The sequence below is a fragment of the Dokdonella sp. genome (assembly GCF_041395345.1).
Taxonomy (GTDB): Bacteria; Pseudomonadota; Gammaproteobacteria; order Xanthomonadales; family Rhodanobacteraceae; genus Dokdonella.
Genome location: NZ_JAWLAR010000004.1, coordinates 88543 through 101061, shown reverse-complemented (window position 1 = coordinate 101061; position 12519 = coordinate 88543). Strand labels below are relative to the sequence as shown.

Sequence of the window (12519 nt, the reverse complement as noted above, 5' to 3'; positions counted from 1 at the left end):
TGGTCAGCCTGTCGTTCCGCCAAATCGCTCGATGACCTCGGCCCTGAAGGGGATGGCCTGCGCGGCGCCGGGCTTCTCGGTGCTGAGTGCCGCGACGCGGTTGGCCTCGACGACCGCTTCCCGGAATGACCCCTTCGTCGCCCTGCCCAGCGCGGCTGCCAGGGCTCCATTGAACGCGTCTCCCGCACCGGTCGTATCGACTGCATGGACGACTTCGGCCGGCAGCCGGTAGAAAGGTTCGCTGTCACCACGCAGGTTATCCGGCGCATGCGAAACAAAGCAGCCGGAGGCTCCCAGCGTTATCAGGCAGGTTGCGACGCCGAGGCGGCGACAGCATTCGTTCAACTCCCGGTCCGCTTTTGCGGCCACCTCTGCTGGCGGCAAGGGCTTGCCGGCGATGTGCTGCAGCAGTTGCGCGAACTCGGTCTCGTTGGGCGTGATCACGTCACATTCGGCCAGCAGGGATGCGTCGACACCGGCGTGCATCGGTGCCGGATTGAGCATGCGCAACAGCCCATGCCGACCTCCAAGCTCGAGTGCGCCGCGTACGGCGTCGAGATTGTTTTCCAGTTGCACGAGCAGCACGCGGGCATCAGCGAATTGGCTTGCGTTGGACTGCAGGAAATCGATGGTCAGCTTTTCGTTGGCAGCCAGATTGACCATGATCTGGTTGGCGCCCTCTGCATTGACGACGATACCGGCTGTGGCCGTCGGCACCTCGTCGATCACGAGCCACTTGCAGGCCAGACCTTCCCGGCTTGCGTATTCGCGGGCGCCATGGCCGAGCGCATCGCTGCCGACCGCACCCATGAAAAGCACGTCACCCGCCTGGCGGACACAGGCAATGGCCTGGTTGAAGCCCTTGCCGCCGGGCCCGGTGCTGAATCCGAGTGCCCGCCGCGTTTCTCCGGGCTTGGGGAAGCTGTCTGTCAGCCAGACATGGTCCTGCACGTAACTGCCCACGACGATGACGGAGGACGGTTTTTCGCTCACGGGAGAATTTTCCTGCCGATGACATGTCTTCAAGTGCTCTGCATGGTAGTTCAGCATGGCAGCCATGCGCAGCTCTGCCGCATTTCATGACCAGCTGCGTCTTCATTCGACGCCCGGGCTGGGCTAGAGTTGCGTCATCCCGGGCACCGCCAATCGACGCGCGCCGCAAGTCGCGAGCGTGTGGAGAAGGTTGCCTGCCTGTCTTTTCCGGGCAATGGACATGCAGCAGGCTTGTGGCGAGGCGCGAGATCCGCGCCTTGGCTCGCAACAAGCGTGCACGCCCGAAGTGTTCCCAATTCTTCCACACGGAGTGCTGACCATGTTTTCAATCGCTCGACCCGCTGCCCATGCAATCGGAGTCCTCCTGGCCTTTGCAGCCTCGACCACACAAGCCGGCGAATTTTCCGTGCAACTGCGCGCTGCCAGTGATGACACGATGATGGGCTTGCCGAGTTGCCGTGTCGACTACACCGCCAGCAATGGCATGGACGCAGCGGTTCGCCGTGGAAGTTTCAGGGTGCTGCCCCTGGCGGTCGAGGGCAGCACCACGGCAAGCGTATCTGCCGCCAGCGGCGAATCGCTCGCGAATATCGGACCCGTAGCCAGCGGTGCGAGCACGGAAAACTCATTCAAGGTGCGCGGCGCACCCTGCAAGAATCTGAATGGCCTGAAGTTGGTCGCGTTCCATTGTGTGCGCGAGCCGGACAAGGGGAATTGCAACGCGAACATGGCCGTATCCAGCGCCATTGCGGCGCTTCCATTGATCATCCCCTGAGCGCGTGGGTGAACGTGCAATTGCAGCGCGAATGTTGCTCGCCCGGCAGCCACCACGAGGGCTTGCTCCGATGTTGAGTGCGGCCGGCCTGGGAATCCGTTGATGTCGGTTGTCGCGATATTCGCCTTCATCGTCGTGTTGCTGGCTGTCGGGAGATTTCTCGATTGGCGCCGCATGGTTCCTGAGAACGCGGCACATACGCTGAATCTCGTCGTGCTGAATGTATGCCTGCCCGCCGCGATTCTGCTGCATGCACCCGGACTCGAATTCAGGAAGGACCTGATCGGTCTGGTCGCGGTGCCGTGGATCATCTTGCTGGTGACCAACATCGGGATCTGGCCTGTCGCGCGACGTCTTCGGCTCGACAGAGGCGCTACCGCCAACCTGCTGCTGCAGGTGCCGCTCGGCAATACCTCGTTCATCGGCTATGCGCTGATTCCCGTCCTGGTCGGTGCCAGCGCGATGCCCTATGCCGTCGTCTACGACCAGCTCGGTTCCTTTCTGATCCTGACTACCTGGGGGTTGCTCGTTGTTGCGTGGTTCGGAGGCGGTGACCGACCCACGCCCCTCGGTATCCTGCGCCGGGTCATCGGGTTTCCTCCGTTCATTGCGCTGGTGCTTGCGCTGACGATCATGCCAGCGCAACCGGGGCAGGCGGTCAGTCAGGGTCTGCAGCTGCTTGCCGATGCCTTGCTGCCGATCGTCGTTCTGGCACTTGGCATGCAATTGCGCTTGCGCCTTCCTGGCCAGCATCGCCTGCCGCTGGTTCTGGGTCTGGTCGCGAAACTGTTGTTGATGCCGCTGATCGCGTTCGGCCTGTGCCGCTGGTTCGAGCTGCCAGCCGAAATCAGCGTGGTCGCTGTCTACCTCACGGCCATGCCACCGATGATGACGTCGGGCGCGCTGCTTTCATCGGCGGGACTGGCGCCGGAACTTGCCTCTGCCCTGGTCGGCTACGGGATAGTCGCGTCGATGCTCACATTGCCGCTATGGCACTGGATCCTGGGTGCTTGAGCGTGTTCCGGCGCATGAAGGATCCCGGTCCACACGCCATCAGGAGCCGCAGCAGCAGAACGCCGGATTCGTCGTGCAGGACAGCGGCTCGCTTCAACGCAGATCGGAATTCAGGCGATCGAGGTAGCCTTCGACGCCGTGAGCGTTTTCGCCGTTAACCCGCGGTTGCCCGTGCTCGTGTAGGGTGCGGCAGCATTTCACCGATTCGGGGACTCAAAGCATGCGCGGATGGAAAAGCCTGATCGTATTCCTGGTGCTGGTCACGGTCGCCGCGCTGGTCGGCGCAACGGCTGCCCCGGATGCCTGGTTCGCCGCGCTGCAAAAACCTGCATTCAACCCGCCGAACTGGGTATTCGGACCTGCATGGACCCTGCTCTATGGCTTGATGGCCATTGCCGCCTGGCGGGTCTACCGTGTGGCCGGGTCGGGTCTGGCGATCGGCTTGTGGCTGGTCCAGCTGGTCGTCAATGCGATCTGGTCGCCGCTGTTCTTTGGCCTGCACCGCATCGACCTTGCCCTGGTCGACATCGTCGTCCTTGATCTGCTGGTGCTGGTGACCATCGTGCGGTTTTTTCGGCACGATCGTCTGGCCGGCTGGCTGATGCTGCCGTATCTCGCCTGGATTGCGTTCGCGACGCTGCTCAACGCAGCGATCTGGCAGCTCAACAGCTGATTTCGATCAGGTTGCCGGGCCGGCGACCGGGTGCTCCGCACAGATCATCCAGTTCTCGAACGGCAGGCGCGCACGCAACGGGGTGAACCGGGGCTGCATGTTGTGTCTGGCGAAGCGTGCCTCGAGGTCATCCCTGCGCGGATAGCGGTTCGGCCCGACATTCATCCAGCGCGTCAGACGTGCCAGTCGATCGATGCCTCGCGTGAAACGCAGTCGCGGGCCCGAGCGCTGCAGGCCGGTGCGAATGACCAGAATGCCTCCGGGGCTGACGCTGGCAATGGCGCGCTCGAGCAGGACATCCTGCGCCTGGGGTGGCAGGAACTGGATGATGTCGAGCAAGGCCACGTTTCCCTGATGACGGGGGAAATCGAGGGCCAGATCAACCGTATCGAAATCCAGGCCGGTCAGCCCGGCGCGTACGCCCGCCGCCCGCGCGGATTCGATCTTGCCTGCGTCGATGTCGACGCCCGCATAGCTGCCCTTGTAGCCCTGTGCACGCAACGTGTGAGCGAGCAGGCCAATGCCGCAGCCCACATCGAGCAGGGGTTCGTTGCGACCCGCCAGAACTTCGCCGACCCCGACGTACAGCGGGTCCGTCGCCAGCTTGATGCGAGCGTAGTAGTAGTGCACATGCCGAGGCAGATAGTGCCTCGGGATATCGCGAAATGCGGAATCCATGATTGGCGGCAAACCTGCGGTCGACGGGCGAGAGGCGGGGCTTGCCCCGACCATTCCGGTTGACCGGCGGTCAGACCGTTTCGGGGTTTGGTTTCTCCGGATCGAGTTTCCACTGCTTGATCGCTCGCGCGACGTCCTCGGGATTCATCTTGCCTTCTGCGGCCAGTGCGGAAATGGCCGCATGCGCGATCCAGTAGCGGTCGACTTCGAAGAACCCGCGCAGGGCTTCGCGGGAATCGCTGCGCCCGTAGCCGTCCGTACCGAGTGAGATGAACGGCCGACCATTGGGGATGAACGCGCGGATCTGATCCGAGTAGGCGCGCACGTAGTCGGTTGCAGCCACGACCGGTCCGGGATGGTCTTCCAGGCACTCCGCCACCCAGCTCTTGCGCGGCTTCTTGCTCATCGGATGCAACCGGTTCCAGCGCTCGACATCGAAACCGTCTCGACGCAGCTCGTTGAAACCCGGACACGACCAGATCGTACTGGCCACGCCAAATTCCTCCTCGAGCAGATCCGCAGCGGCCATCACTTCGCGCAGGATCGTGCCACTACCCATCAACTGCACCTGCGGCACGTTCTTCGCCTTGCTCTTTGCTTTCCCCTTCTCCCCATTCCCCATTCCCGATTCCCGGAGGAGATACATGCCCTTGATGATGCCTGCTTCGGCACCTTCGGGCATGTCGGGATGCGTGTAGTTTTCGTTCATCAGGGTGATGTAGTAGTAGGTGTCCTCCTGCTCGGTCAGCATGCGGCGTACGCCGTCCTGCAGGATCACCGCCACCTCGAACGAGAAGGTCGGATCGTAGCTGCGGCAGTTCGGAATCGCGCCGGCCAGAAGGTGCGAATGTCCGTCTTCGTGCTGCAGGCCTTCACCGTTGAGCGTGGTACGGCCAGCCGTTCCGCCGAGCAGGAAGCCGCGTGCGCGCATGTCGCCTGCGGCCCAGGCCAGGTCGCCAATGCGCTGGAAGCCGAACATCGAATAGTAGATGTAGAACGGCAGCATCGGCACGTTGCTGACCGAGTAGCTGGTCGCGGCGGCCATCCACGAGGAGAACGCGCCCGGCTCGCTGATGCCTTGTTGCAGCACCTGGCCCGATTGATCCTCGCGATAGAACATGAGCTGGTCCGCATCCATCGGCTTGTACTTCTGCCCGAACGGCGCATAGATGCCGATCTGGCGGAACATGCCTTCCATGCCGAAGGTGCGCGCCTCGTCGGCGACGATCGGCACGATGCGCGGACCGATGGTCTTGTCGCGCAGTAGCAGGTTCATGCCGCGCACGAAAGCCATGGTGGTCGAGATCTCGCGCTCGCCGGAACCCTTGGTCAGCGCTTCCAGCGCGCCGAGCTCCGGAGTCGCCAGCGACTCGGATTTCATGCGCCGCTGCGGCAGGAAGCCGCCGAGTGCCTTGCGCCGTTCGAGCATGTATTGCACTTCGGGCGAATCCTTGCCCGGGTGGTAGTAGGGCACCGAGGGCAGATCTTCGTCGGAAATCGGAATATTGAAACGGTCGCGGAACGCCCGCACGGCCGCGTCGTCCATCTTCTTCTGCTGATGGGTAATGTTCTGCGATTCGCCGGCACTGCCCATGCCGTAGCCCTTGACCGTCTTGGCCAGGATGACGGTCGGCATGCCCTTGGTGTTGACGGCCTCGTGATAGGCGGCATAGACCTTGTGCGGATCGTGGCCGCCACGATTCAGGCGCCAGATGTCGTCGTCGGAAAGATTGGCGACGAGCTGGGCGGTTTCCGGATACTTGCCGAAGAAATGTTCGCGCGTGTAGGCGCCACCGAAGGCCTTGCAGTTCTGGTACTCGCCATCGACGGTTTCCATCATCAGCTTGCGCAGCATGCCCTTGGTGTCGCGCGCGAGTAGCGGATCCCAGTAGCTGCCCCAGCAGAGCTTGATCGCATTCCAGCCGGCGCCCCGGAACACGCCTTCGAGTTCCTGGATGATCTTGCCGTTGCCACGCACCGGGCCATCCAGGCGCTGCAGGTTGCAATTGACCACGAAAATCAGATTGTCGAGACCCTCGCGTCCGGCCAGCGAAATCGCACCGAGTGATTCCGGCTCGTCGGATTCGCCGTCACCGATGAAGCACCAGATCTTGCGGTCGCTGGGTTCGATCAGGCCGCGATGCTCGAGGTATTTCATGAACTGCGCCTGGTAGATCGCCTGCAGCGGCCCCAGGCCCATGGAAACGGTGGGAACCTGCCAGTAGTCCGGCATCAGCCACGGATGCGGGTACGAGGAGAGCCCGTTGCCCTTGCCCTGGACTTCCATGCGGAAGTGGTCGAGTTGCTCGGTCGTGATGCGGCCTTCGAGGAACGAGCGCGCATAGACGCCGGGACTCGAATGACCCTGATGAAAGATCAGGTCGCCCGGGTGCTCGTCACTCGGCGCCCGCCAGAAATGATTGAAGCCGACGTCGTACAGGGTCGCGCTGGAAGCGAAACTCGCGATGTGTCCGCCGAGGTCGCCGGGCTTGCGGTTGGCGCGGATGACCATGGCCATTGCATTCCAGCGCACCAGCGAGCGGATCCGCCATTCCATGGCCGCGTCACCGGGGCACTTGGCTTCCATGTGCGGAGGAATGGTGTTGATGTATTCCGTGGTCGGCTGGAACGGCAGGTGCCCGCCGGCGCGTCGGGTTTCCTCGACCATGCGCTCGAGCAGGTAGTGCGCCCGCTCCGGACCGTCGGTCTGGATGATCGACTGCAGCGATTCGGTCCACTCGCGCGTTTCAACCGGATCGAGGTCCTGGTCGAGAATGTCCTGAAGCTGATTCATGCGGGTTCCTCGCGGGCGAGCGGTTTGGATGGGATGGCAGCCAACCGCCGGAAGGTGGCCACCAGACCCCGGAGTTTAGCCGGGCAGCGGGTTTCGTGCATGTTGACGGGTCGCTGGCGACTGGATTGTCCGGCCAGCAGGGCTGGCCGATCTTGTGGCCAGGCTCGGCTCACGCACGCACGCAGAAAGCCTGAGCGAGGATAGCGCTCAATGGCGTGCCAGTCTCCTGCACGGTCCGTGATTTCGCGGGCGCAGTGAAGCGTCGTGTCATCCTGCCGCGCCCGGCGGCGTCCTCCAATGACCGTTGTCCCCGATCGCCATGTAGAAGTTCAGCTGCTTGCGGAGGGTCAACCACACGGTTCAGTGCGCGAGGTTTTCGGCAAGAATCCTCTCAGGGCGTGAATTCGATCGAGAACAGTTGTCCCGTCGCGCAGCAGGCCGAGCCAGCAGCCGTCGAACCACTGACAAAGTAGACGCGATTGCCCACTGTCGCTGCCGCAGTGCCATGAACCGGCACGGGCAAATTCGAGGCAAGGGTCCAGCTCGTGGAGCCCGCCGCATAGATCTCGACGCTGGGCTCGAGTCGACGCGTGCCGGTGACCACTTCACCACCGCCGATCACAAGCTGGTTTCCAACGACGGTTGCGCCGAAACCGCCTCGAAAACGGTTGGTCAGCGGACCGGCTCGCCAACTTTCGGCGACGGGATCATAGATGGCGACCCGATTGGTTTCCGGAAAGCGCCCGCCAATCACCCAGATTTCGCCGAGGAACGCCTGGACCTGGGCATGATCGCGTTGGGCCGAGTTGGGCGGTGGCGGAATGAACCGGCTTGTCCGTTGGCGTGGATCGTATTCCCAGAGCCCGCCATCCTCGCTACCGATGAAAACGCGTCCATTCAGCACGGCGGCCCGGCTGCCATAGTTGAAGGGCAGGTCCGGACGTGCCTCCCAGAGGCCGCTCTGGATGTCGTACCGGTAGCCGCTGACGCCGGTTTCTCCGCCGCCATTGAATGCCCCGCCGGTATAGAAAACACCGCCATCGATCGCGAACGCGGAAAGGTGGTCACGTCCCGCTGGCAATTGGCCCAGCGAAGTCCACTGATCGGTCGCTGCATCGTAGCGCTTGAAGCCTCTCGGATCGCCAAAGCCCCCCAATGCGTAGATATGTCCGTTGGCAGTCGCGACATCGAGTTCCGACTGGGCAGGCGCAGGCATGCTGGCGTGTTGCGTCCAGCTTCCACCGGTCATCGCTTGCGGCGTGCCGTCGATGCAGACGGAGCTGGCGAGTCCGGTCAGCCGCACCGGCTGATAGCTGCCACTGCCATAGCCGGGCACGCTGGATTGGTACTCGAAGGTTGCATTCCGGCAGTCGGTGAAAGTGATGGTCATCTCCCCCCACGCCGATCGCAGGACATCGGCAGGATCGAAAGCCTCGCCAAATCGGGCGCCTTGCGCCAGGTACATGTCGGGAAATTCGTAGCTGCTTCCGTTGCGATAGCCGAGGCCAAGTACGTAGGCCCGGTTGCCCGCGGGATCGTAGGTAAACCAGTTGACCAGGAGACGATCATCCGAGAGTTGTTGCAGATACCAGCCCTCACCGGAGCGTGATGGCAGGTACCATGCGCCGCTCAGACTTCGCAGACCTTCGAGCGCCCGTCCGCCGGAGGGAGCAAGTTCCCGCCCGCCCGCACAATCTATCTGGTCAATGGCTGCCAGCTTGATCATGGAATACTCGCCGCTGCCGTGGGTTGCCGGACCGTCATAGCGGAATGTGGCGGTATTGCAGTCGTGGAATTCGAACTCCAGGGTTCCCCATTCCACGCGATCGATCGCTGTGGGGTCGAATGCTTCGCCCCAGACACCTCCGAACGCGCGGTACATGTGATCGAAGCGGACCCGGTTGCCGACTACGTATCCGCCTTCGCCGACGATCCAGTCCTGGGTGCCCGATTCGCCGGGCGCCGGAAAAGTGAACCAGTTGACCAGCAAACTGCCGTTCGGCATGTAGCCAAGCACAAAACCCTCGCCGCTGCGCTGCGGGTTGTACCACGGCCCACTGATGCCTGGCCCGGGCCAATAGCCGACTTCGCCGTCGGATCCTGGCGGGGGCGGCTCTGGATCATGGGCTCCTGCGGTGCCGAAAGTCGTTGCCAGAAAAACGATGCAGAGCAGGATGGATGAGCGCATGAGGACTCCCCGGGGAAGCGTGCCAAGAGCATCATACGATCAGTTTCGTATGTCAACTGCTGTGCTCTTGGCCAGCTTGCCTCCGGGTTGTCATCTGAACGAAGCGCGTAGGCTCAGCCTCCCGGCAAGGGTTGCCCTGGCGACCAGGGTGCGCCTGCCGCCTGCAGCGCCTGCTCGATTGCCGGCAGGGTCTGTTCCTCCAGTTGCTTGACCTGGGCACTCAGCGAGGCCAGTTCCGCTTCGGCGAGCTCCAGGCTGCGTTCGTGACTGGGCGTCGGGCCGTAGCTGGAGAACGTGACGCCGAGCATGGCATGCCAGTAGCGTTGCGCCAGCAAGGGAGCCTCGGGTTCGCCGACTTCAGCCTTCGATACATTGTTGGAAAAGGCCTCCTCGATCTGGAACAGGGTTTGCCTGGCAGCGTCGAACTGCTTGTCCACCGACGGGCCTGCCTGCGAACGGGCCAGCGCCTGGCCGAGCTGGTCGACCCGGGCTGCCAGTGCCGGCAACTGCAGATTGGCTGCTGACACACCCGCGTTGACCCTCGCCAGCCGCTTCAGGAATGCGCCGGTTTCGGCCAGCGACCTGGCCGGCAGTGAACCGGTGCGCATCTGTTCCACCTTGACCTCGACGGGCCCGGCTATCGGAGTGACCACGCCGTCGATACGCTGTTCCAGCGTTGCGCTGTATTGGCCGGGCATGGCAAGGAAGCCCACCGGTTCGGGGCTGAAATAGTCGGGTGGCGTACCTATGGCGTCCATGGACGGATAGCGCAGATCCCAGCTCACTCGCTGGACGCCCTTGTGGGTCGGAGCGGGAACGCGACGCACGATGTCGCCATCGGTATCGCGAATCACCAGCATCAATGCGGGCTCCTGTTCGCGGCGCTCGGCTTCCAGTGCGGCCCAACTGGGCACCGGGGTGTCCTTGCCGGCTTCGATCAGCGGTTTCTCATCGGCCTTGCGCTTGTCGGCGCGACTCTGCACGTCATCTTTCAGGTAGTAGGTGAATATCGCGCCGAAATCGGGGTTCGGCGCAACGTAATAGCCGTCGCCCTGATAGGCCTTGCCGTCTCCTGCCATCGGGCGTTTCTCGATGTACCACCAGGCACGTCGCGGCGTGAACAGCGTCGCTTCGCTCTCCAGCGCCGTGGCATCGATCTGGCGCAAGGCCGAATAGTCGTCGAGAACGAAGAAGCCGCGGCCAAAGGATGCGCCGACCAGATCGTTCTCGCGGCGCTGGATGGTCACATCACGAAACGAGATCGTGGGTACGTCGCCTTTCAGCTGCACCCAATGGCGTCCGGCATCGGGTGTGAAGAACAGGCCGAACTCCGTTGCGGCGAAGAAGAGCTCGGGCTTGACGTGGTCCTGGACCAGGCGCCAGACCAGATGACGCTCGGGCAGATCGCCGACCATCGAACTCCAGCTGCGGCCACGATCGGTCGAGCGATAGAGGTAGGGGCGGAAGTCGCCGTTCTTGTGATTGTCGAGCGCGACATAGACCGTGTCTGCGTCGAACAGATCGGCGCGAATGTCATTGACGAATGCCTCCCTGGGTACACCGGACAAGCTTCCGACCGACACGGCGCGCCAGCTTTCGCCGCCGTTCTCGCTGATCTGGATGAGGCCGTCATCGGTACCGGCATAGAGCAAGCCTTCTGCCTTCGGTGATTCGGCCAGTGAGGTGATGCTGCCGAAGTTCGACATGGCGAACATGTCCCATGCGGAATCCCAGCTTTGCTGGCGACCCATCAGCGGCATCTGCATGCGATCGCGACCCTGGCTGAGGTCGGTGGAAATCGGGCGCCAGGTGTCGCCGCGGTTGTCGGAACGCCAGACGCGTTGTGATGCGAAATAGAGTCGCTTCGGGTCGTGCGGGCTGACCAGGATCGGCGCATCCCAGTTGAATCGTTCCGATCCCTCGCCCGGCTCCGGCTGCGGCTGGATATAGACGATTTCGCCGGTAGCGCGATCGTAGCGAACCAGATTGCCCTGCTGGAATTCGGCGTAGACGATGTCCGGATTGCCGGGTTCCGTGGCCGATTGATGACCGTCGGCAAATAGCGTGACAAACCAGTCGGAATTGCGAATCCCGTTGCGGTTGTCGGTCCGCGAGGGTCCGCCTTGCGAGGAGTTGTCCTGGGTGCCGCCGTAGATGTTGTAGAACGGGGCATCGTCGTCGACGGCGACCTTGTAGAACTGGGTGACGGGAAGATTGTCGATGTAGCGCCAGGTCCTGGCCAGATCCTGGCTCTCATAGAGACCGCCGTCGCTGCCGACCAGCAGGTAGTCCGGATCGTCGGCACGGAAGGCCAGCGCATGATTGTCCGAATGCTTGTGCGTTTCTTCCATGGGTCGGAACGTCTTGCCGCCATCGTCGCTGATCTGGATGCGCACATCGGCGAGATAGATGCGGTCGAAGGCGTGCGGGCTCGCGTACAACTCCTGGTAGTAATGCGGGCCGGTGCCGCCCGATACCGTATCCGAGCGCTTCTCCCAACTGCTGCCACGATTGCTCGAGCGATAGACCGCACCCTTGCGCCGTTCAAGTTCGATTGCCGCATACAGCACATCCGGCTTCTGCGGCGAGATGGCCAGTCCGATCTTGCCCATCGGGCCTTCCGGCAGGCCGGTCTTCAGGCGCTCCCAGGTGGTGCCGCCGTCGGTGGAGCGGTGCAATCCCGATTCCGGTCCGCCCCCCACAAAGGCGGCGACCGATCGCTGGCGTTGCCAGGTTGCGGCGTAGAGAAGATCCGGGTCGCGCGGGTCGATCACGAGGTCGGTGACCCCGGCCCATTCTCCCGCATCAAGTACCCGCTTCCAGGTTTCGCCACCGTCGACCGTCTTGTACAGGCCGCGCTCGCCACCCTTCGACCAGAGTGGACCCTGCGCGGCGACCCAGACGATCTGGCTGTCATCCGGATGAACAACAATCTTGGCGATGCGCTCGCTGGCTTTGAGTCCCATGTGCTTCCAGGTAGTCCCGCCATCCTGGCTGCGATACACGCCGTCGCCAAAGCCCACGTGACGGCCGCCAACGTTTTCGCCGGTGCCAACCCAGACGGTGTGGCGATTGCTCGGGTCCAGAGTCACGCTGCCGATGGAGTAGGAGCCCTGGCCGTCGAAGACGGACGTCCAGGTCGTGCCCGCGTTTTCGGTTTTCCAGACGCCACCCGAGCCCACCGCCACGTACCAGGTGCTGGGGTCGACCGGATCGATCGCGATGTCGGCTATCCGCCCGGACATGAAGGCCGGCCCGATGCCGCGCAGCTTCAGGCCGGCAAACGTATCGGCGTTCATCGTGCTCTTCGACTTCTCCGCGCTGAGCGTTGAAATGCCGAAGGCCAGGAGCAGCGCCATCACCGCAAGCAGCAAGTACTTCATCTGGAATTCCCCGTGATTGAA

General features: G+C 63.0%; 8 protein-coding genes. 3 read left to right on the top strand and 5 right to left on the bottom strand.

Annotation, left to right across the window (positions count from 1 at the left end):
- Nucleotides 1–3 precede the first annotated feature (3 nt).
- A complete protein-coding gene (locus R3F00_RS05000) occupies nt 4–993 on the bottom strand; it encodes a ribokinase (protein WP_371280625.1) in 990 nt (329 codons plus the stop codon).
- Between the two features lie 319 nt (nt 994–1312).
- Here R3F00_RS05000 and R3F00_RS04995 point away from each other — a divergent pair, with 319 nt between their 5' ends.
- The 3 genes from R3F00_RS04995 to R3F00_RS04985 all read left to right on the top strand — a co-directional run bounded on the left by R3F00_RS04995 (nt 1313) and on the right by R3F00_RS04985 (nt 3455).
- Nucleotides 1313–1768 (top strand): hypothetical protein, encoded by a 456-nt coding sequence (locus R3F00_RS04995; RefSeq protein ID WP_371280624.1) that lies wholly within the window; start codon nt 1313–1315, stop codon nt 1766–1768.
- A 102-nt stretch (nt 1769–1870) separates the two neighbouring features.
- Nucleotides 1871–2782 carry an AEC family transporter gene (locus R3F00_RS04990; RefSeq protein ID WP_371280622.1) on the top strand — a complete coding sequence of 304 codons (912 nt, stop codon included), beginning with the start codon at nt 1871–1873 and terminating at the stop codon, nt 2780–2782.
- A gap of 220 nt (nt 2783–3002) precedes the next feature.
- Nucleotides 3003–3455 carry a TspO/MBR family protein gene (locus tag R3F00_RS04985; RefSeq protein WP_371280621.1) on the top strand — a complete coding sequence of 151 codons (453 nt, stop codon included), beginning with the start codon at nt 3003–3005 and terminating at the stop codon, nt 3453–3455.
- A 6-nt stretch (nt 3456–3461) separates the two neighbouring features.
- On the opposite strand, the gene R3F00_RS04980 is transcribed toward R3F00_RS04985, so the two are convergent.
- The 4 genes from R3F00_RS04980 to R3F00_RS04965 all read right to left on the bottom strand — a co-directional run bounded on the left by R3F00_RS04980 (nt 3462) and on the right by R3F00_RS04965 (nt 12498).
- Complete coding sequence (locus R3F00_RS04980; protein WP_371280620.1) at nt 3462–4133, bottom strand: class I SAM-dependent methyltransferase; 672 nt, start codon at nt 4131–4133, stop codon at nt 3462–3464.
- Between the two features lie 70 nt (nt 4134–4203).
- Entirely contained in the window at nt 4204–6927 is a 2724-nt protein-coding gene (aceE, locus tag R3F00_RS04975) for a pyruvate dehydrogenase (acetyl-transferring), homodimeric type (protein ID WP_371280619.1), read from the bottom strand.
- Between the two features lie 391 nt (nt 6928–7318).
- Nucleotides 7319–9115, bottom strand: coding sequence for a Kelch repeat-containing protein (locus tag R3F00_RS04970; RefSeq protein ID WP_371280618.1), 1797 nt, complete (start codon nt 9113–9115; stop codon nt 7319–7321).
- A 113-nt stretch (nt 9116–9228) separates the two neighbouring features.
- Nucleotides 9229–12498, bottom strand: coding sequence for a hypothetical protein (locus R3F00_RS04965; RefSeq protein ID WP_371280617.1), 3270 nt, complete (start codon nt 12496–12498; stop codon nt 9229–9231).
- Nucleotides 12499–12519: the final 21 nt, after the last annotated feature.